This window comes from Legionella nautarum, assembly GCF_001467895.1.
Lineage (GTDB): Bacteria > Pseudomonadota > Gammaproteobacteria > Legionellales > Legionellaceae > Tatlockia > Tatlockia nautarum.
Map to the genome: position 1 here is coordinate 2,340 of NZ_LNYO01000027.1, position 21,249 is coordinate 23,588.

The window sequence follows — 21,249 nt, forward strand, 5'->3', positions numbered from 1 at the left end:
GGATCTAATATTCATTCTAGGAAAGCACCCTACCTGAAACCAATCCCACTGCTGCTAAGGGTATCGATTTTGAGTTCTACTTGGCGCAGTTTATGCCGCTAATTTTTGAAACTATAGTCCCTGATTGATAATCTGTTTTTAAAATGGAATCAGCAATTGCAATGCAAGACATAGAATTGATGTTTATTTTAAATCGTAATTGGCTTGGGTTATCAGAATCATGAAAAGGAGCTATGACGAATGCGCTGAAAATTGTACCCATGGGTATGGATTTTGATTCCTTAACAGAAGAGGTTAAATTAAAATTCTTTGTAACCACAACTTCTCCTGCCTTGCTTTCTGACACATAAATTCTTTTTGATTCTGATGTGAGTTGGGGCGCGACAAGCAACGAAATTAAAAGATACTATAAGAAATTAACATATTGTTAAATAATGAAATAATTTTCATCTTGCAAATCGTTATATACCCCCACGTTTGTTTAAATTTTTAATCATTTGGATTTTTAAAGATCGAAAAATGGCCTTAGAGTATCTTTTAATTCCGTTGCTTGTCGCGCCCCTGTATATAGCTGAACTACGCCCTGAGTTTGTTTTTTGGTAGCTTTTATGTTTTTGCAACGCAGCCCGCAATCCTTGAATCAACGCTAGGGATAATAAGACACCATTGCCTTAGCCCTTAATAATAATCCTAACTCTACAGCACAGGATCCTTAGTCCCCAGGCCAAGCATAATTTTGCAAATTGATAAAATTCGAACCACATGTTAAAATATTGACCTTTTTGATTTGGCTTGTTCTCTCTTAAGAGGATATTAATAGATGAGTAAATACTTTTTAGATGCTGGAGCTTCTGTTAGGCGCTTAAATAAAAACCAAAGTTTTGATATCGATTATTTAAAACAACGGTTTTCTTGGTCAGGACATTCTCAGATTCCTTGGTATGAAATTAAGAAAACCTGTTTAAAGCTAATAAACGATGAAGCCTCTGAAAAATTTAAAAATGCTATCAGTGAAATAGGAGAACATTTATTCTATGTTTCAGCTATAGGTGATGATAAAGGTGTAAGAGAAATATTCGATACATTAAATCAAACAGTTGATTTATCGAGGGAATTACGAGATGCATTTGAAGATGAAGTAGCTAAAGGATTTCTCTTTTATTTAAAAAACCTCCATGACTTTGATCATGTTTACACTTCTGAAACACATTTGCATGCGAGTTTAGAAAACGATGTTAATTTATTTAGAATTCAGCTAGCGATTTATAGGCTTAGTGAATACTCCCAAAAAATAGTAATTGAGCGGTATAGAAAAAATCTCTGGCCTCCTGTTTTTTATAATGAATTAAAAGACGACTTCGAAAGAGTTATTGCTCCATTTGAAGAAAAATTTCTTTATAAAAATAGTGAATCGTCGCTTATATTAGCTACACATTTATTACTGCAAGGAAGGAGATCAGAAGACTCTATTTTATATCAGATACCCACTGAAGTTCTTTTATTGATTGCTACAAGCGTTAAAGACTCTAAGATTCATTCAGAAAATGAAGCGTATAAGATAGTAAAATCTAGTAGTTGCGGATTTTTCTCTCCTGCTACGATAAATTTGCATAAAATATCAAATCCAAAAGATGATGAACTTCATACCAGAGCAGTATTTTCAAGTGATGGATAAAAAATAAGCATGGATACTCGATTTAAAAGGGCTTCGTTGTTAGGGCTCGCGAGCAGAATCAGTTCTGCTCAGGGTATTTTGTGAATGGATTTCGATAAATCTTTATGAGGTATTAACCCAATTTCTACGTAAATGCAGTTTAAGTCTATGCGCTAATGCCAGATAAAAATGAAAGTTGTAGGAAAAGTTTTCGGGCAGAAAGAAGAATCAAATATCTGAAGAAGATTATCTTCTTTCTTTAAAAGAATATCTTAATAAGAATTATTCACAAAGAATACCTAATAAACTGAAGTTCTAGAAATCATCAGTGTTGTCCAACCACGATACCCAAAGAAACCTATGAGCATCATGAGTACTGAACGTACAAAAAAGAGAGCAATAGCCTTCCACTATTCTTGCTCATCGAGGCTATTGCCCCGGTTTTGTCGCAGAAAATTTACCAGACAAAGACAGTCAAACGCTGGACGAATTTATGCCGCAAGTCCATAAAACTGTTCGAAGATGGACTGGTTTCCTGCCTTTAGATGCTGTCCTTTTCGAAGCATATGGTGGAGTTCGATACCAACCAGTGTAGCTTTGGCTGCGTAAAATGCTTTAAATCCCTTCATGGGTTTTGTGATTTTCTTGATAAATCGGTGATCTTGCTCCACGATGTTGTTGAGGGTATAACTTGATTGAAATTTAAATCACCATGGTTTCAAATCCAAGTAGAATAACCTTACCACCAACTCGATATTACAGTAAAGGTCGTTTTCGGATATATATATCCCTTGATAAATGCAAACCGTTTCTTAGTTTTGGTAAGAGGGATAAACGGGTGAAAAATTATAATCTAATATATTCCTTATCATAATCATGGATAAGGCCGGCTTACTTTAAATTAAAAAGTGCAAGCTTCTCCACTCACATAGATTTTGGTCTGAGCCTCTTTGAGACGAATAGTAAAATCAGAGGGTCTTAAATCTTATTGACAGAAGGACAGGGCATATTGGCAATCGCTGTCGTACAGGGTGGAAATAAGAGTGCTGTTATAAACCATGTTCCATTTAATTTCCTTTTGCCGGCCTAAACAACTCGGACCATTTTTTGGAGGTGTAATGCTGTTGCTTTTTTAAACGATGAATTTCTTCCCTGTTTACGGAAATAATCTTTGGCGCCGAAATACCAAAGGAAATATCGCCTTGCAACTGCTGGCCCCTTTTGGGAAGAATGGTCACAAGTTGGTTGTTGATTTCAATGACAAGCGTTTCTTCAAACGAGAGATTAATAATTTCCATCTATAAATCCTTTCTATTCCAATAGGCACTAATTGACGGTGGCGATAATAGCCTAGAATACCTCCCCTGTCATTTAAATGTTTTTTAAATGACAATCACCCTCCGGTTTAAACTATTTCGGGAATAATGACCTTACCTTGGAGGTGATGAGTAGTTTTTTTTCTTCCAAATAATCCCAACAAATTCGCCTAAGCGTTATCATCTCATCTAACTGTAAATCAATAATGGGTTCTTTTGTATTCGAATGAAGTATTTGTAGGATTTGAATACTGCCAAAGGACTTATCCTGCCAATCTTGAAAGACAGGTGGAATAAAATAGTCAAACTGGATATCAACCGCAAGAGAAAAACCATTGGAACGCTTAAAAGTTGCTTCCACCCAATATTGAGAGCTCACCGATTCACTTCGTTATAGGCTTTAAACCTATTTTATGATTCAAAAACCATCTTGTCAGCTTCTATTATTTTGGAAAGCTCACTTGAATAAGAAAGACCCACCTTCTTTTAAGACATTTAACCAAAATCATTTTATGATAAGCACTATTGCCCAAAGAGCGTTAATCAACAATGACTGAAGAAATCATTCAACAAATCGCCCAACACCCCGACTATCAAGTGTTAAAACGAGTCCCTACCTCTTTTTTACCGCGCACCTCCTCCGATTCACAGCATTTTGTAGCGACTATCGTTGATTTAGAAACCATGGGACTTCAAGCTATCGAGCATGAAATTATTGAGATGGGGTTGCTCTCTTTTTCTTTTTCTAAAACGGACGGAATTTTAGCGGTCCTTGATAGCTATAACGAATTAAATGACCCTGGAAAGCCTATCCCTCCCGAAGTCACGCAAGTGACCGGCATTTCTAATGAAGACGTGAAAGGGAAAACCATTGATTGGGATAAAGTAACTCAACTGCTATCGGCTTCTCATCTTATCATTTGCCATAACTCTGGTTTTGATAGAAACTTTTTAGAGTTACAGACCCCCTCCTCCCTTCAACCCTTGATTCAGTCTTTAGCCTTTGCCTGCACGCTGAAAGATATCAATTGGAAGGAACGTGGGATTGAAAGTGCCAAATTAGACTATTTAAATTGGAAATTAGGTTATTTTTATGACGGCCATCGCGCCTTAAATGATTGCTGGGCGACCTTTAATCTACTCATTCAAGCTCCCAATGCCTTTGAAGAATTAAAGGCTAATGTTCGCAAAAAAGAAACACTGCTTGTAGCCGCCAATGCCTCTTTCGATAAAAAAGACTTACTCAAACAACGAGAGTACCGCTGGTCAGACGGGCTTGGCAGGCTTCCTAAATCGTGGTGGAAAATCATTGCTAATGAGCTCTTAGCTGAAGAAAAAAGCTGGCTTGATGAAGTTATTTATGGCAAAGCAGGCGTTTCAGAGTCCCTGCCCTCTGCAACCATTACAGCGAGAAATCGTTATTCCTTTCGCGCACAAACCATCGAGTAATCATTAATCGAATAGTCATTCGAAAAAGAGATTGTCGGGCTTTTCCTCACTTACCGAGCTAATTAGCCTTGTTAAGACGTAATTAAGTGACGATTATGAATAATAAAACAAGGCGTTCTTGCCTCTTTTTGTTGAATCGACTTTATAACAGCCCTTGCAATCGCCTGTGTTAATGGTCTTAGCAAATACCAACTCACATCACACTCAATCGCTTTGCTTACATTAGCTAGCGTTTCATTGGAAGTCACCATCATAAAAGGCACGTTTTGATTGAGGGTATGGTTTTTAATCGCAAGAATGGTTTCAAAGCCGTCAAAGCCATACTCAAGCTCAGGATTGACTACAATCACATCGTAAAGTTGGCTCAAGGCGAGTTCCAATGCCTTATCGCCATTAATGGCAATGTCAACTTGCACCTTCTGAGCTGACCACAGCAGACGCTCAGCCTGCTGAATCAATCCCTCAGGCTCAATCAATAACAATCGAGGATTCATCCTTTTCTTAATCCTTGACAAGAAATACGAAGCTCCTTCTAGTATAGCAATTGCAGACAGTTTACTTTCCAATTCCTAAGTCGTTACAAGCTTCTCATAGCCTGAAAAGTTTTTAAGTCTATACTGAACAAATCAGCAATAAACCCGATTTTCTTTTATGTGCGGACGCTTTGCGCTTCATACGGATACTAAAACCCTCTTAAAACAATTTCCGGTGGCCCATTGTGATGAGCTCCCGCTTAGTTACAACGTAGCACCCACTGAAAACGCCCTTTGTTTAATCAACAATGAAACCCAAATCAACTCCATTCAAATGCGCTGGGGCTTTATTCCTTGGTATTTACGCACCTCAACAACCGGTAAAAAACCGCAGCTTCTCATTAATGCTAGAGCTGAAACTATTTTAGAAAAGCCTGCTTTTAAGCAGGCCGTGCAATATCGGCGTTGTGTATTAATCATCAGTGGCTTTTTTGAGTGGCAACAGCTTGAAGGCACCAAAGAAAAACAACCCTATTTTATTGAAAAACGTCATCACGAATTATTAGCGATTGCTGCCATCTGGCAACGAATTCAGCAGCCTAAGCAAGACAGCTTACCTTCTTTTTGCTTATTAACCACAAAGGCTGCAAACCCCACTGTGGCCGCTTTGCACGACCGCATGCCTTGGATGCTTTCAGCCTTTCAAACTGAAGACTGGTTAAGGGACGAACAATTATCCGCAACTCACCTTAAAGAACTCCTAGACCATGATGAACCCATTGATTTAATAGCCTATCCCGTAACTCAAGCGGTGAATAGTGCAAAGTATAAAGAGAAAGACAGCATTAAACCGCAAGACTAATCGTCTAAGCTTGCGCTTCGATATAGGGATTTGGATAGCCTTCAATATGGGCTACCGCCCTGCCCCACTCTCTTTCCCACTCGGTCGGTGGGAATTGATTAGCCCAGGCTAAGAATAATTGGCGCTGCGAAGCACTTAAACGAATTTGATAACGGTCTGCCATAAATAAATTAGCACGGGCCACTAAGCCTTTAATCCTATCATCGGGTTCCGCTTTGCGCCTTTCCTTATCAAAATAAATCAAACAACCGTAAAAAGGAAGCTTATCAGTAACAAGACCATAGCGATAATTTGAACGAACCTGATTGACCAACCCTTCCGCAGGCCATAAATTGTATAATTCAGCCTCAGCCTCTTTAAAGCGCGCATCAATTTTGGCACAGCATTTTCTGCCTTTATAAGGCTTACCATCCTTACTGCACTTTTTTTCACGCCAACAACTAAACTGCTGACCAAATTGCTCCGCCGGCATCATGTGCTCATATTCTACACGACTGGCACGTTTTGAACGCATTACTGCATCCTGCATCTGACAGCTTAATAAATCAATTTGCTTCTTCTCGTTATATTGGCAATTGCAATATAAGGTTGTACGGTGATTTTGAAAAATGATTTCGGCCTTTTTCTTGGCTACTGCAAAACTCGTCAGTGGGTTTGCAGAAACAACACTCCCATGTAAGAAAAGCAAGGGAATTAAAAGGAATCGCTGAACATTCACTATCAATTGATACACATCTGTCTTCTTTACGTCCAAGGATTCTCAGTTTATCGAACTCCCCGCTTTTTTTCATCGGCTTCAAACAAATCCTTATTATCAAGATATTAAAGGCATGAAGGGCAATCTTATCTAGTAGGAGGCGCCGCTTTTTGACCCTTTAAAATATTCTTCAAAAAAGCAGCCATTTTTCAACTTACAATTTAATAAATGAATTAAAAGCACTCAATGGCATTTCTCCACAACAGCTTAAACACGACTTATTTCAGAAAAGAAAACTGTGAACGAAAAATGCATCCTTTAAAGGATAGTGAAAAATAAATCAGCCCAGACTTTTTTGGTGATAAAATCACCACAATTTAAAAAAATCAACCGACAGGAAAGGCATTATGCAAACCCACTTTATCGAAGCGTTTTCTTTAGCTGTAAAACAACACGCAGATAAACCAGCTCTTTATTTTGGAAAAAAAAGCTTTAATTATCAGGAGCTCGATATCCTTTCCGATAAGATTGCCAACGACATTTTGAAATTCCGTTTAGCGAAAGAAACGATTATTCCCATGGTATTGGAAAGAACACCGCATCTTATAATAACGATGCTAGGGATATTAAAGTCAGGCTGTGCCTTTCTGCCCATAAGTCCTGCATCGCCCTGCTCCCGAATTGAATACATCTTAGACGATATAAAAACCCCTTTATTATTTTGTGATAGTCCCATGCGGTTTAAGTTACCCGAGGGAACGACCAATCTAGTCCCTGAAGATAGTTATTCAAACCAGGAGAAAATAGACCATGAGCTACGCCATGAAGGTAAGGAACTTGCCTATGTCATGTACACCTCAGGCTCAACCGGAAAACCCAAAGGGGTATTAATCGAACATCAATCCATGATGAATCTTTTTTACTCCTTGATAGAGACCTTAACCTTATCTCATCAAGACTTATTTTTAGCCCTAACCGATTACACCTTTGATATCTCGTTAATTGAGCTATTGATGCCTTTAATCCTTGGCGCGTCTATCGTATTAACCGAGCATGGGGCCGTGGCTGATGGCAAAAAAATAAAACATTATTTAAAAAAATTTGATGTCAGCTTTATGCAAGCCACTCCATTAACCTGGGAAATCTTACTCAAAAACGGGTGGAAAAATAATGGAACAACGAGGCTTTTAGTCGGTGGTGAAAAATTTAAAACCAGTCTTGCCTTAAAACTTCAGTATGAAAAGGGAAACATTTGGAATGTCTATGGCCCGACTGAAACCAGTATGTGGTCGATGATTTATCATTTAAAAACTCCGCTTACGACCGAATCAGTGCCTCTTGGACATCCTCTTGCCAATACAACGCTTAAGCTGCTTAATGAGGGAGATTCTAATCAAGCAGAACTTTATATCGGTGGGTTAGGGGTTGCCAGAGGTTATCTCAATGCCAAAGAACTGACCGAGAGTAAATTTGTTTATGATGAAGAAAGCTGCGATCGCCTTTATAAAACGGGGGATTTAGTCATCAAAACCGAGGATGAAGCCCTCTGCTATGTAGGAAGGATAGACGACCAATTAAAATTTGGTGGGATACGCATTGAAGCAGGAGAAATAGAAGCAACCATAGAACAAGAAAGCTTTGTAAAAAAAGCGGTAGTCAAAATGCATGAGCATCATGATTACTATAAAACACTGGCAGCTTACATTGAAATCGATGAAGAAACCTTTTTTTCTCAAGACACCCATAGTATCAGCCACGATTCCTCGTTATACATGGAAAAAATATATGATGAAGCCTATTCCCACGCGAAAGAATTTGAAAATGGCCTCATCAATACCTGTGGTTGGCAAAGTTCTTTTACTGGAAAAACCTTTGAGGCACCGGAGTTAAAAGAAACCTATACCCAAATCCAACGAACCATTCTTAACGCTGATTTGACTCACGTCCTTGAAGTAGGCTGCGGTACCGGCAGTTTACTTTTAGACTATTTAGCCAAAGCCCAGCAAGCCACTGTTGCTGAAATTTCACATACTGCCATTGATTATGTGCAATCCATTGTACCTAAAGCCCACTTACCTAAAGTGACTTTTAAACTGGAATCCATTATTAATATTCATGAAATAAATCGCTATAGCTGCATTGTGGTGAACTCGGTCATTCAATATTTACCGAGTATCAAATCGCTAGTTGATTCCTTAAAACAACTCATCAAAGCAACAAAACCAGGCGGCACTGTCCTGATTGGGGATGTACGCTCGCTCGAATTATTAGATGTTTTTTTAACGATTAAACATTCTTGCCATCATCCCGAGAAAATCGAGATTTGTCCGACTCATTTGTTTTATAAATCAAGGGATACTGAAATCGTACTCTCGCCCCTCTTCTTTTATGCCTTGAAAGAGCAAGTGAAACGGATAAGTTGGGTGGATATCAATGTCAAACATGGGGATTACCTCAATGAACTTAATTATTTTCGCTACGATGTGGTATTGCATATCGAAAAAGAAGTTACCCCCATCGATTGCCATACCCTTGCCTATCATGAATTACAGGACGAAAAGGATTTAAGCACTTTCACGAATCAGCCTCTCAAAGCGATTAAAATTCAAAATATTCCTTATGATTACCTTGATAGCTTATGCCAACAGTTATCCGTTTATGGCAAAAACCATCTTGATAACTTACTTAAAGGTGCTAGACACGACTTGGATGAGCCCAAGAAAAAACTCGCCTCTTCGCTGATTCGTAACTCCCTAGACGGTTATGAAGCCTTTGTTCACTACCAAACGAATGCTCCTCATGCTTATTTACAACTGTTATTAGTCCCTCAGTCCAATACAAAATCCCTCTTACGCCCCATTGAAAAGGAGAAAATTGACTCCTTTCATGCCTATTGCAGAGAACCCTTTAGCCCTTGGGTACAGGAATTCTGTTTTGACCATATAAGGATGAATATCAAAAAGCATGTGATGACTTGGGTGAATCCTTCTATTTATATCTGGGTGGAAAAATGGCCACAAACCATCAACGGTAAATTGGATAAAAATAAATTATCGTTGCCTATAGCCTATACTAATAATCAAGATAAGGGTTCGGTTTTATCGCAACTTAAACAAATGTGGTTAAACATTACGGGAGATAATGCCTTAATTTCAGAGGAATTTTGGACTCATGGAGTCTCTTCGTTATCCATGTACTATTTTTTAGCAACGATTAACGAAAAATTTCATCTTGATATGACTTATCATGAGTTTCACCAACATAATACAATGGAAAAAGTGGCTGCTTATATTGAACGCTTACTCAAATCATCTCTGGAAAACGAAGCAATAAGGAGTTTTGATGGTTAATGAATCTCCTCAATCATTCAATTATCCTGCAAGGGCCATTCTCGATAGTTTGTTTTTTCTCTCATCGCCCAAGGAACCAGAAACCATTGTTTTCTTTATCGACAAGGATTGTCTTATTGACCAGGTCGTTCTTAAAACAAAACAACCCTTTTATTTAAAACTGCCTTCTTTCGATAAAAAACCCTTTAAAGAAGCCCTTTCTTATTTAAATTTAAATTCCAGCACCATTCTTAAATTGATGAAACAAGCGACCAAAACCTTGTATGAAAGTGATGAAATCAGTGATAAACACCTAAACCAGGGCTATTTTCTATCGATAGTCAGTACTGGCTCAATCCATATTGTGACGTTAACCCTTATTGACAGAACCAATGAAGCATTAAAAGTGTATATCAATACGATTATTAATTCGCTACCGGGTGCTGTTTATTGGAAAGACACGGAAGGTCGTTATATGGGATGCAATCAGTTTGTTGCGCAAATGGCTGGTTTTGAGCGCCCTGAGCAAGTCATTGGAAAAACCGACTTTGACTTATGTTGGAAAGAATTTGCCCAAGATTGGCGCGATTTAGATCTCGAAGTCATGCAAGAAAATAAGACTCACAAAAAAGAAGAAATCGCTAAGTTAGCGGATGGGCGGATTATTACCGAAATCACCTTAAAAAGCCCCTTATACAATCAACGCAAAGAGATTGTGGGCATCATTGGCACCTCAATGGATATCACGGAGCTTAAAAATCTAGAAAAAGATTTAATATCGGCACGACAAAAAGCAGAGACTGCAAGCCTCGCCAAGACTGAATTTCTTGAAAACATGCGCCATGACATTCGTACACCGCTCACAGGCATTGTCGGGTTTGCTGATATTCTTAAAATGGAAGCAGAAAAACCTCAAATCAAGGAATACGCTGATAATCTCGTCGCCTCAAGTCATGCGCTTCTTGACTTAATGGATGAAGTGTTAGAAGCCATTCGTGTAAGCTCTGGCGAAATTCCAAAGCTTAAACGAAAGTTTCATTTACAAAAAGCACTAGAGCAGATTATTAATCTCAATTGCTCTAAAGCGGCCCAGAAAAAATTAGACCTTTCGCTTCGCTTTGACCCCAATCTACCCAAACATGTGATTGGTGATAAAGTTCGAATTCACCGAATTATTTTGGAATTAGTCGCCAACGCACTTAATTTCACCGACCAAGGCTTTGTTAAACTTACAGCGACTCTTGGAAAACGAGATCAGCGAGAGGTAATTGTCCAACTGACCGTGGAAGATTCAGGCATTGGCATTCCTAAAGAGAAACAACAAGAAATCTATGTGCAATTTAAGCGCTTAACCCCTTCTTACAAAGGCATTTATAAAGGGGCAGGCTTAGGACTTTTTGTAGTTAAGCAGTTTATCGATGAACTAGGTGGTGAAATCTATGTCGAAAGTGAACCAAGAAAAGGGGCACGTTTTACCTGTATTATTCCTCTTCAAGAACCGCTTCTTGATAATGATTTAGGACTTGATGAAGCCATGGAGGCTGAAATAGAAGCGCCCTATGAAACAACCTATGCTCAACATATAAAGCCAATTCATGAAAAAACAAAAGAAGGTCAACTTCTTGTTCTCGTTGTTGAAGATAATGCGATTGCGCAAACAGTAGCTCAATCACTGCTTAAACAATTAAACTGTGAAACCCATATTGCAGAAACAGGGCGAAAAGCAGTCGATTTATGGCGGATGCACAATTACGATCTTATTTTTATGGACATCGGCTTGCCCGATATCGATGGCTATGAAGTCACCCATCAAATTCGTATTCAAGAGTTAACTCGAAATACCCACACACCCATTATCGCCCTCACGGCTCACGCAGGGGATGAAAATAAAAAGCGCTGTATCGATGCCGGCATGAATGCGGTCATTACAAAGCCACTCACTGCAAAAAATTGCGCAGATATCCTTGATGGCTTTATTCCTGGGCATCTTAAACCTAAAGCCCCTCACGAAAAAGACCGATACTTAGCGGATTTACCCGATAACGAAGCTTGTCTTTTTAATCTGACTGAATTTCCTTCTTTAGATATTGAAGAAGGCATCAAAACCACGGGCAGTGAAGACTCTTTAGCTGAAATGCTGACTTTTTTGATGAATGATTCGCTACCTAACGATTTAGTGCAAATGAAAAAAGCCCATGACGAGCATGATTGGAATAAGACACAACAACTAGCCCATAAAATTAAAGGTGGTGCCGTCTATGTGGGGACTACTAAAATAAAAATGTCTTGCCAATATCTTGAGCGTTATTGGAAAATCGGAAAACACGATTTACTCGAAAAACTATATCAACAAATCCTAACCGTCGTTGATGAAAGTATCAAAGAAATCAATTATTGGTTAAACCATCACTAACCCTTCTTCGCTCTCAGTTTAGGTCAGATTTTTCACCACCGGCAAGTCCGTCCACCGTGTGGTATAGGCTGGTGACTTAAGCTCAGCCCGCATCGCCCAAGGTTTAGAAGCCCCCTCTGACGCTAGGCGAATGGTTTCGCGCCCAAAACGTGCATTAATGGCATCAAAGGTTTTCAAGAGCTTGTCTTTTTTTTCTATTTCGCTATCTGATAGCAACAACCGGATCAGGCGATAATACTGGATCAATCTGCTTTTCTCTGCTGCCTAAATGTGCCGCTATTTTTAATGAACATTTTCCGCAAGATAGAAAAAAGTTTATGTATGCTTGTTTATTAACTGGAACTTATTTTGCGCCAGGGGTAAATGGCGACAAGTAGTTAGGTGAAATATTTTTTGGAATGAGCACTTAAAGAGGACATAAATATGCAATGGAGTTCTTTTTTAAATTCAACCTTTTTGAATATTATTGTTGCCGTATTAGGATGGTGGGTAGTTAGCTCATTAAGAGATAAACAGGCGGTAAAAGAACGCCAAAGAGAAATTAATGTTAGCTATCTGATAAATGCACATCGCGTTATATCAGGATGGGTTCATAAAGAAAATTTAACTAAAGATGAAAAAAGAGTGTCATCGCAGATATACAATTATTAGGGTCTAATAACTTTACCACTTTTTTGATAGCACATCCTTCATCGCCTCTAATTCCAAAAGCTTGTCAGCTAATAGTCGCTTTAGTTTATTATTCTCAGATTCAAGCTCTCGAAGCCGTTTAGCTTCATTTACCTCAAGCCCTGAATACTTGCTTCGCCAATTGTAAAAAGTGCCCGAGGAAATGCTGTAATCCCGGCATATATCATCAACTTTTGTACCAGCTTCATGGGCTTTAATCGCTTTGATGAGGATTTGCTCTTCTGTATAACGTTTCTTCATCTTGAGGTCTCTAATCTTGCAATTTTAATGGAAATCTCATCAATGTCATGGTGTTATTTTTGGGGAAAGGTCAATGTTATACTTTGTTCAAGAAAAGTATTTTTATCGCACTAAGCTAATTTTTTAATGAGAATCTTGAACAGTAAATGCAACCATATTACTTGTTGCGTATCCTATTGTAGCTATAGGTTGTGGTAGAGTTTGTTGTATTATCATTTCAGTGGATACCGTATATTTTCCTGGTTTTAAATTATATGCTTTTATAGTGAGATTTCTGATGTTTAAAACAAATAAGCAGACCTCATTAAGTATCTAGCAAAATCATGTAATAGCAAGTATCCTGCATCATTTGGGGAATGGAAGGAATTAGATTGAAAAGGATGTTATTAAGCGCTGAAGAACAATTGGCGTTGAATCGATTAAGATTAAGTAAGAATTCAAACGTTGGTGAACGGGCGCATTATGTATTGTTATCTGGAGATGGAAAATCGGTTAAAGAAATCGCAATCCAATTAAGCCGCAACGAGCATACAATTAGATTATGGCTAAATCGTTATAAAGCTGGAGGTATCCCTGGCTTGGGGACGCATAAAAAGTCAGGTCGTCCTGCTAAGAAAGCCGTTATTATTGAATCACAACTTGAAGAATTGCTAAATAAAACTCCCCAAGACTATGGCTATCAAGAAGCTGGATGGCAGATAAGCATTTTACGCCACTGGTTTGAAAAACAAGGTTTGTCTGCTTGCGACAATACCTTGGCAAAGGCACTGAATAAATTAGGATTTGTGTACAAGCGTTTTTCAAAAACATTGCCTGCAAATGCACCATCAGCTGATGAGAAAAAAGTACGTATCAATGAAATTGTTGGTGAGATTGGGAAATATTCCACAAAGGACATTGAAGTACTGTTTGTTGATGAATCTCACTTTTCTAATCAACCCTATGTTAGCCGTGGCTGGTTCAAATGTGGTGAAAAAAAGTAGCTCATACCATTAAAAGCAGGCTGAGCAAAACTATTTTTGGCGCATTAAACATGCATACAAACCGTTTCTATTGGAAACAGGCTGACAGGGGAAACAGCGAGCAATTTATTTGGTTTTTGCGTCAACTTCATAAAGCAAGTCCTGATAAAAAACTAATCATTATTTTAGACAATGGCCCCATACATAAAAGTAGAAAAGTACAGGCTTTTGTTAAAAAACAAGACTGGATAGAATTGTTTTTTCTACCACCATACTCGCCAGAGTATAATCCTATTGAGCGTTTCTGGCTTTGGTTAAAACAGAACGTTTATGGCTGTAAGTCATTTACAAAAATGGAAGATCTGATCCAACAAATACGAAAATTAATATGGCATTTTCATGAGAATAGAACTGTATCAAAAATTAACTTTAATTATGAGGCTTATGCTAATTTGTTATAGATACTTAATGAGGTCTGCTTATATCATCTACAAAAATTGTATCTTCTGAATTTACACAAGTCGATTGATTGCTGGTTGTATCACCACGAGGGTCAATACAAGTTTCCTGAAGTACAGTAAATAACTGCGGTTCATTAGTGGTTTCAAAACCGTGTATATCTACCCAAAAAGTACTATCTATTTTACTAATTGTTTGATAGGGGTAATCATATTTAGTGTCAATAGATGTTATTAAATGCCCCGAATGGACGTATTCCTTAACATCATCTGCAAATTTAGGATTGATATGATTAATTGTTTTTTGCTTTGCATTAGAAATCGTATAATTTAACTTAAGATTGCCTGTAACCCACTCTCTGTGATTTATTACCTTACCTAATGATGGGTTATCTGCATAAACAACCGTGGATAAAAAGAAAAATATTCCAATCAATGGGTAAGTGAAATTCCGTTTCATGTAGCCGCCTTAATTAAAGTTTCTCTTCTTCGGTAACAAGTATCTTGGGGTAACGACCCCATTCATGTCAAAATTTACGGTTTAGAGTCGAAAACCGCTGATGAGAGCTGACAAACCTTTCTCAATTTTTATCTCAGATGAGTAAAGATTGGCAAATAGATTGATAAAGCTCCCTAATAATCCTTAAGTCGGTTGGCGGTTCCATTACTCCCTTTATTTACCCCTCTAACAGCTTTCTCTTACAGATTGTAAAACTTTAACGGGGCGATTAAGGCGATAGTCATTTGTGTGTAGTTCATAAGTATCATAGCTCCAAACTGCATCTAATATATAAATATGCCAGGCTTCAGTTTTAGGTAAAACCCCGCTAGCTAGTTGGCTCTTAAGAGCATAGCAAGCTTCTTCTATGGAACAAAATGTCTCACCTCCACCATAACTTCCATCCTTTTCAAGAAATGATTTTGGTAATGTTGCAGGTACTTCGGAAGCAGATAAAGGCCCTAATTTAGTAACTGTTATATGGTTTTTAAATGCTTCATCATAGGCACCAATCGTGTATACCTTTTTACAGGTAGCAGAGCAATTTATAGAAATAATGAATGTAAGAATTAATACTGCAAAACTGGGATAATATTTCATCGTTTACCTAAAATTTAATTAAGAGTTTGTAAGGGGTTTGAAGTCCTCACGACCGAAAACTTACGCTAAGCAGTATCTATATGATTTATAATAAATATTAAAAATAAAAAATCATCATGATTGCGTATTTTAATAATTTCTATAACGGGGTGCGACAACCAACGGAATTAAAAGATAAGAAATTAACCTATTGTAAAATAATGAAATATTTTTAAAGATCGAAAAATGGCCTTAGAGTATCTTTTAATTCCGTTGCTTGTCGCGCCCCAATTTAACCATCTATGGTAAATATTTCCGGAGCTTAATTAATATTATTGAATTCTAAGATTTTGCATCAAGGCGCAAGTTCCGGAGTGCTAGGCCTGTTTAGTATTGAGTTTAGCTGCCATATCTTATTTAAAGAACAACATCTACACGCAAAAACCAGCCTATTTTTAAACAGTTTTATGATCTTGCAGCAGAGCCTCATCCAGCATTTCTCCAGCTTCTCTCTAACGATTTTTCGCGACAGAACAAATTTTTCTGCGACAAAACGCATATTCCTACCTTGGACTAATAATGAAACCTGCATTGAACAATATATAATGTATCTTCAGTTGATTTATAAACTATTCGATGTTCTCTATCTATTCGTCTAGACCAATACCCAGACCAATTATGTTTTAAAGGCTCCGGATCACCAATCCCCTCAAAGGGTTGCCTTAATATATCTTTAATTAATAGATTAATTCTTTTTAGAGTTTTTTTATCTATAGACTGCCAATATAAATAATCCTCCCAAGCGTTTTCAGTCCATGATAAAATCATTCTTCAATAATTCCGTGTGGTTTAGATTTTCCGGCCTCTACTTCAGCAATTGATTGACTTAACCGTTCTGCGTTTTTAGGACTAGACATTAAATATGCTGTTTCTTCATATGATTTAAAATCTTCTAAAGACATGATCACTGCCGGTTTCCCATTTTGTCTCGTAATTAGTATAGATACATGATCCTCATTCACCTTATCTAAAGTACTCGCCAAATTATTTCGCAAAGAAGAGTAACTTAAAACGTCCATAACGATCTCCAAATACAATGCATAATGTACTTATTATTGTACATGTACTTATTATTGTACGCAAGTTTTAATTGAATTTATAAGGTCAATTAATAAAACGGGGGTTAATTAGGTTTTGTCGTAGAAAAATTCAGATACTGTTAAAGTTTCCAAATTTTTTGAAGCTAAACTATGCTCCTCCTAGAATTTGATCTCAGAAAAATATTAAATTGTATCAAATCAGATTGCGTTGACATTATAATTTTGTTGGCTTCTTGGAATATTAAAACTCAAACCTTTCTGCAAGTTTCTCATATATCCTACTGGAATTAGGCATATTTGCGTGTGAAAAAAATAAGAAGCCTAACGATGATAATTGCGTGTCAAGGTGTCTGGGGAGATTGCTTTTTGCTGGTTCAGCGGGTCGGTTGAACCCGCGAAGCGTAGCTATTATTTCTAAATAGTCTCCCATTGCAGAAACGATCTTTGCTTCCTCAGTTTCATCAAGTTTTGTTTCACGGAGGTAATAATCTAGTTTTGCAATTAATTGTTTGTAGAACGATGCAGATTCCACTGTGTGTCGAGCATTTGATAGAGTAAAAGCCGATCGTAAAGGATGATTTTTATCAGATAAAATAGAATAGGCAATCGGTAAACCATCTTCTCCATTGATGAATACGGAAGCCCCGTTTTTAATTAAAGCAGCTAAGCAAGAGACCTGGGGCTCTTTTTCATTGTCTTTAATATAACAGTAATGAACTGCTGAGAGATAAGCTTTACCTTTTATTCTTAATGGTTGGTTGCTAATGGTTAGGTCACCATGGGTAAGAATAAAATCTATCAAATTATGATTTCTAGTTTCTAGAGCATGGCAGAACCGCTCAACAGTCAAGAGATAATGAAAGGCTTTTAATTCTCCGGCCATGGTATAGTAATGATTTTCAATCAGGGTATTAAGAAGGGTTGTACCCTTATTAATGATGTCAACGTGAAGCTTTTTTAGTCTTGTTAGATTGGTGACCGATGGGGTACTGGATTCTATTTCTAATTGGAGTAGCAGGGCATTAATATCTGCATAAACTTCACTGATAACCTTAACTTGAGTGGACTCAGGCTTATTATCAAAATCTTTAAAACAGGACTCTAAGTGCTCCAATTTTTCGACCAAATTTAGGGATTTTTTTGAAGAACGTGCGCGTCGTTTTTTTTGATTAAATGTGGAATGAATACCAAGATTTGTACTGGATTTTTTGGTAGAAGAAATAGGTTGATTCGTGGCTTTGACCAGTGTTTTTGCTGTTGGCTTAAGAGGAAATTTTTCGACGCTTTTCTTTAACTGATTGATAAGCATTAGAACTTTAGTATAGTGATCGTGTTTTACTAGAGGAATTAAATTATTTAGGGTACTTTGAATCCTTCCTAATTTTTTAAGGTAGTCAGGATAATTTGTAGCTAAATTAGTTGAGAGTTCACTCGCTTGTTTTTCTAAATCTCTGTAGCTCGATTCTAAGGCCTGAATTTTATTATTAAGACGAGTTCTTATTGCACCAATCACGGGCTCAATATTCGTTCTTGCTAATTCGACAAAACCCTCATTAAGGCGGTTGCAGTTAATGACTTCAGTTTTTTCATTTTTACTTTCCTTTGCAAAGACCGGTTCTTGTGTAAGTCTATCGGCGTTATCAAAATAGACATGTAATTGATAACGAGAACCTTCTTCATCTTCAAAATAAGCAGTGTAGTGATACTGACTAAGTGAGGGATCGTAAGTTTTTTCTGATTCATAAACACTAATATGGTGGCTTACCAGCCTGTAGGTATGTTCCCCGTCAGTAACTGAAATAGAATTCGTTATTTTTAATTCAAAACGAAAATAAGGAACATCTTTTTTGTTTTCATCTGCAACAGCTGGTTCACAATTAGGAAAACTTATAGCCTGAGGTGCTATATACAATTTTATAAAATTAAAAAGAGTATTGTGAGCCATTTTTACTTCCGACATCAAATATGGAACCTATTATACAATGTGGGTAAATTTATCGCAATATGTTGTTTTTTATTTATAATGGCATTCGAGCCGAAATCGAAAGGTGAACGCTTTAGCCCCGAAAAATGGTAGTTGCATGCGATAGAGTGACAAAAATCAGTTATGGGAAAAATCTCGACAATAATATTGCTGAGCTAAGATGATTTCTACAACATAGAGCATTGAAACCCTTTGGACGAAAAGTGAATCTTGGGCCGCAGAAATTTTGCCAGAAGCCATGATTTTGTTAATTAGACGTTTATTATGAGCGTGGGCGGGATTTCAGCCATTTTGCATATGGCTGAAATATCTTTGTAATGGAAAAATTAGGTAGGTCTATTCTCATTTGAGTCACTTGATTTGATATTTTCGCGAAAATAATCTCGTACTTCCAGTAATCGTTGCATCTCATCTCCGGTGGGTGGAAATATTTTAGATGATTCAAATTCTGCGACATATTCATTAACTCGATCTAAAACAGATTTTTGAACCTCGTTATTATACGCATTAAACTCTCCCTTTATCATCCCGATGGTGATTGGCATATTACTTCCAGTTGTTACACCTCGGCAACCAGTAATAGCTGGAGAATTCCGCACAGTTTTATTGTAAATATAGGCATATACATTTTTTATTAGAGAATCGGCTTGTTTTTCAAATAGGCCAAAAAAAGTGGGTTTGAATTTTGATTTTAAATGATCTGTATAGGCTTTCATTTTTCTTCCTTATTATTTATCACTGTTGCAAAGTAACAAGAAAATATTAAGGAAATCTTAGGTACTTCCGTTTTTGTAAACTTTTTAGAGTTGGTAGAACCGGACCACTAAAATCAGCCTAAATCAGCTTTTAAAAAATTGTCTTGGAGACATCATATTAAGCCCTTTATGAGGGGCATTGTCATTGTATTCATTAAACCATGACATCTTGCGCATTTAAAGCATTATAAAAAGCAACCTAATCTCGTTTAAAGGTTTTAACGAAGGCTTCAGCCATACCCTTTGATTCTAGGCTATAGGGAGCGGTAGTGGGCTTAATGTGTTGATTTCATTTTCATGAACAACCTTTTCTTCTTTTGTGATGCCGGTCAAGGTTCCATTCCCCGCTACTTTAGGCCATAAAAATAATTGACTCCGTTGTATATCATGTTTTCGCGCTATAAACGAGAATGTTTGCTTTAAGAAAGGACAGGATACAATGAACTATCCTAAACTTACTTTGATATATTGAATTTCGATTATATGTTAATTAGTTGTTGAAATGCCTGCCATATAATAAATAGCTTCTGCTATGCCTTTATCAGTGCAATTTTTATGCGGCAGATTCGCTTCTTTACACAATCCGCCATGAGGCATTAATCCTTTCCCAATACTTAATCTATAGAGTAAATAGTCCATTGCTGTTTTAAATTGATCCGGCTTATTTTTTGATTCAATTGCTGCTTTCTTAAATCGTCTAGCCCATGCATTTTTATTAAAGGCAGCGGGAGCATGCATTCCTATAGCAACCCGAGGTGCATGACAGGTCTTACAAATTATTTCATAAGTTTCCTTACCTAAATCGCTGGCTATGAGAGCATTATTAAATGCCATAAGCAAAATAAAAAATATAGTTTTCATTAGAAATTCCTGTGTAAGTTAATAACAATTTGACAATTTCATTGGCTAAATGGAATTTATATTCATTATTTAGATGACCTTGAAAATCTGACGATCACAAAAGTCATCTTCGGAAAATGACCATCTTTCTCGAGATAGAATTTCTATTCTAGTAAATTCAATAACATTCCTGTTTGCTAGGCATTGCCACGCATTGCATCTAAATAATTAAGTACAGAGATTAAGCCAGGGATTGTTTTCATTTCTTCAATTGGCTTATTTTGAAAATATCTATTCTTGCTATTTAACCATGCTTTAGCTTTCTCATGATTATTTCCAAGCATAGAGTTTAAACTTCTATATATTCTTACAATCAATAAAGCAATTTCACCCTCTTTAGTATGAGGAGAAATTAACTTTTTACCTTGGTTAAGGCGCGTAACACTAGATTCACTTAGGCCAATAATGTCACTAAGATCTTTTCCGGTAAAAGAATAAAATTTAGACAAATTGCAAATAGCTTTTGTTAAAACAATTTCTTGTTGATGTTGCTTATTTTCAGAAGTTCCCATATTAAACCCCTTTTATTTCAATTGCAATAAAATTACGGATCGTGTTGTGCTAAAAATAGACTTAAATATAAGAAAAAGAGCAAATTAGAGTTTTCCCGTATATCTAGACTAAACTGGCAATGAAATAACAACTTAATTTGTTATTAGCAAGAATATTTATAATTTATCCGATTCAGAATGTCAGCAATTGCTCTAAATAAAACGAATCAGCTTATCGATCAACAAATTTAATCCTTAGCATTTATAATTTTTGTTGATTTTTATAGTTTTTTTATCGACTTTGCCAGTTTAGTCCTGGATATGCGGTGCGCTAGGATAAGGCGCAGTTGTCTTGCAGGTGAAAGTCCTGCTGTAGAAGGTAGAGCCAGTACTACTAC

General features: G+C 37.0%; 20 protein-coding genes and 4 pseudogenes. 8 read left to right on the forward strand and 16 right to left on the reverse strand.

Going from position 1 to position 21,249, the window contains the following annotated elements:
• Positions 1-820 precede the first annotated feature (820 nt).
• Positions 821-1,675 carry a hypothetical protein gene (locus tag Lnau_RS15425; protein ID WP_058506039.1) on the forward strand — a complete coding sequence of 285 codons (855 nt, stop codon included), beginning with the start codon at positions 821-823 and terminating at the stop codon, positions 1,673-1,675.
• A gap of 470 nt (positions 1,676-2,145) precedes the next feature.
• Here the strand turns inward: Lnau_RS15425 and Lnau_RS15430 are convergent.
• The 3 genes and pseudogenes from Lnau_RS15430 to Lnau_RS15440 form a co-directional block, all read right to left on the reverse strand.
• A pseudogene (locus tag Lnau_RS15430) lies at positions 2,146-2,337 on the reverse strand (DDE-type integrase/transposase/recombinase); the annotation flags it as partial.
• 384 nt (positions 2,338-2,721) lie between these two features.
• Complete coding sequence (locus tag Lnau_RS15435) at positions 2,722-2,952, reverse strand: hypothetical protein (RefSeq protein ID WP_058506041.1); 231 nt, start codon at positions 2,950-2,952, stop codon at positions 2,722-2,724.
• A gap of 112 nt (positions 2,953-3,064) precedes the next feature.
• Positions 3,065-3,349 (reverse strand): hypothetical protein, encoded by a 285-nt coding sequence (locus tag Lnau_RS15440; protein ID WP_058506042.1) that lies wholly within the window; start codon positions 3,347-3,349, stop codon positions 3,065-3,067.
• A 170-nt stretch (positions 3,350-3,519) separates the two neighbouring features.
• Here Lnau_RS15440 and Lnau_RS15445 point away from each other — a divergent pair, with 170 nt between their 5' ends.
• The gene (locus Lnau_RS15445) at positions 3,520-4,419 is read left to right on the forward strand and encodes a 3'-5' exonuclease (RefSeq protein WP_058506043.1); all 900 of its coding nucleotides are present in this window, start codon (positions 3,520-3,522) and stop codon (positions 4,417-4,419) included.
• A 71-nt stretch (positions 4,420-4,490) separates the two neighbouring features.
• On the opposite strand, the gene Lnau_RS15450 is transcribed toward Lnau_RS15445, so the two are convergent.
• Positions 4,491-4,913 (reverse strand): response regulator, encoded by a 423-nt coding sequence (locus Lnau_RS15450; RefSeq protein ID WP_058506044.1) that lies wholly within the window; start codon positions 4,911-4,913, stop codon positions 4,491-4,493.
• Positions 4,914-5,070: 157 nt separating this feature from the next.
• On the opposite strand from Lnau_RS15450, the gene Lnau_RS15455 reads away from it, so the two are divergent.
• Complete coding sequence (locus Lnau_RS15455; RefSeq protein ID WP_058506045.1) at positions 5,071-5,754, forward strand: SOS response-associated peptidase; 684 nt, start codon at positions 5,071-5,073, stop codon at positions 5,752-5,754.
• 4 nt (positions 5,755-5,758) lie between these two features.
• On the opposite strand, the gene Lnau_RS15460 is transcribed toward Lnau_RS15455, so the two are convergent.
• On the reverse strand, positions 5,759-6,487 hold the full coding sequence (locus tag Lnau_RS15460; protein ID WP_058506046.1) for an endonuclease: 729 nt from the start codon (positions 6,485-6,487) through the stop codon (positions 5,759-5,761).
• Between the two features lie 371 nt (positions 6,488-6,858).
• Here Lnau_RS15460 and Lnau_RS15465 point away from each other — a divergent pair, with 371 nt between their 5' ends.
• Both Lnau_RS15465 and Lnau_RS15470 read left to right on the forward strand, forming a co-directional pair.
• The gene (locus Lnau_RS15465) at positions 6,859-9,801 is read left to right on the forward strand and encodes an amino acid adenylation domain-containing protein (protein ID WP_058506047.1); all 2,943 of its coding nucleotides are present in this window, start codon (positions 6,859-6,861) and stop codon (positions 9,799-9,801) included.
• Positions 9,794-12,193: a response regulator gene (locus tag Lnau_RS15470; protein WP_238585999.1), complete on the forward strand. Its 2,400-nt coding sequence runs from the start codon at positions 9,794-9,796 to the stop codon at positions 12,191-12,193. Before Lnau_RS15465 ends, Lnau_RS15470 begins: the two co-directional genes overlap by 8 nt.
• Positions 12,194-12,211: 18 nt before the next feature.
• Here the strand turns inward: Lnau_RS15470 and Lnau_RS15475 are convergent.
• A pseudogene (locus Lnau_RS15475) lies at positions 12,212-12,367 on the reverse strand (DUF4113 domain-containing protein); the annotation flags it as partial.
• A 249-nt stretch (positions 12,368-12,616) separates the two neighbouring features.
• Between Lnau_RS15475 and Lnau_RS15480 the strand changes: the two are divergent.
• A complete protein-coding gene (locus Lnau_RS15480; protein WP_058506049.1) occupies positions 12,617-12,844 on the forward strand; it encodes a hypothetical protein in 228 nt (75 codons plus the stop codon).
• 18 nt (positions 12,845-12,862) lie between these two features.
• Here Lnau_RS15480 and Lnau_RS15485 read toward each other — a convergent pair.
• Positions 12,863-13,123, reverse strand: a pseudogene (locus tag Lnau_RS15485) (transposase); the annotation flags it as partial.
• 380 nt (positions 13,124-13,503) lie between these two features.
• On the opposite strand from Lnau_RS15485, the gene Lnau_RS16900 reads away from it, so the two are divergent.
• On the forward strand, positions 13,504-14,106 hold the full coding sequence (locus Lnau_RS16900; RefSeq protein ID WP_058506051.1) for an IS630 family transposase: 603 nt from the start codon (positions 13,504-13,506) through the stop codon (positions 14,104-14,106).
• 20 nt (positions 14,107-14,126) lie between these two features.
• Positions 14,127-14,546 (forward strand): IS630 family transposase, encoded by a 420-nt coding sequence (locus Lnau_RS16905; RefSeq protein ID WP_274520291.1) that lies wholly within the window; start codon positions 14,127-14,129, stop codon positions 14,544-14,546.
• A gap of 4 nt (positions 14,547-14,550) precedes the next feature.
• Here Lnau_RS16905 and Lnau_RS15500 read toward each other — a convergent pair whose 3' ends face one another.
• The 9 genes and pseudogenes from Lnau_RS15500 to Lnau_RS15535 all read right to left on the reverse strand — a co-directional run bounded on the left by Lnau_RS15500 (position 14,551) and on the right by Lnau_RS15535 (position 20,872).
• Positions 14,551-15,003 (reverse strand): hypothetical protein, encoded by a 453-nt coding sequence (locus Lnau_RS15500; protein WP_058506053.1) that lies wholly within the window; start codon positions 15,001-15,003, stop codon positions 14,551-14,553.
• A gap of 225 nt (positions 15,004-15,228) precedes the next feature.
• Positions 15,229-15,642 (reverse strand): DVU_2496 family lipoprotein, encoded by a 414-nt coding sequence (locus Lnau_RS15505; RefSeq protein ID WP_058506054.1) that lies wholly within the window; start codon positions 15,640-15,642, stop codon positions 15,229-15,231.
• A gap of 552 nt (positions 15,643-16,194) precedes the next feature.
• The gene (locus tag Lnau_RS15510) at positions 16,195-16,449 is read right to left on the reverse strand and encodes a Txe/YoeB family addiction module toxin (RefSeq protein WP_058506055.1); all 255 of its coding nucleotides are present in this window, start codon (positions 16,447-16,449) and stop codon (positions 16,195-16,197) included.
• A complete protein-coding gene (locus Lnau_RS15515) occupies positions 16,446-16,700 on the reverse strand; it encodes a type II toxin-antitoxin system Phd/YefM family antitoxin (protein WP_058506056.1) in 255 nt (84 codons plus the stop codon). Before Lnau_RS15515 ends, Lnau_RS15510 begins: the two co-directional genes overlap by 4 nt.
• Positions 16,701-16,962: 262 nt before the next feature.
• Complete coding sequence (locus Lnau_RS15520; protein ID WP_058506057.1) at positions 16,963-18,681, reverse strand: hypothetical protein; 1,719 nt, start codon at positions 18,679-18,681, stop codon at positions 16,963-16,965.
• A gap of 350 nt (positions 18,682-19,031) precedes the next feature.
• The gene (locus Lnau_RS15525) at positions 19,032-19,421 is read right to left on the reverse strand and encodes a hypothetical protein (RefSeq protein WP_058506058.1); all 390 of its coding nucleotides are present in this window, start codon (positions 19,419-19,421) and stop codon (positions 19,032-19,034) included.
• A gap of 123 nt (positions 19,422-19,544) precedes the next feature.
• A pseudogene (locus tag Lnau_RS16850) lies at positions 19,545-19,716 on the reverse strand (integrase core domain-containing protein); the annotation flags it as partial.
• Positions 19,717-19,946: 230 nt separating this feature from the next.
• A complete protein-coding gene (locus tag Lnau_RS15530) occupies positions 19,947-20,321 on the reverse strand; it encodes a hypothetical protein (protein ID WP_058506059.1) in 375 nt (124 codons plus the stop codon).
• Between the two features lie 176 nt (positions 20,322-20,497).
• On the reverse strand, positions 20,498-20,872 hold the full coding sequence (locus Lnau_RS15535; RefSeq protein ID WP_058506060.1) for an MbcA/ParS/Xre antitoxin family protein: 375 nt from the start codon (positions 20,870-20,872) through the stop codon (positions 20,498-20,500).
• Positions 20,873-21,249: the final 377 nt, after the last annotated feature.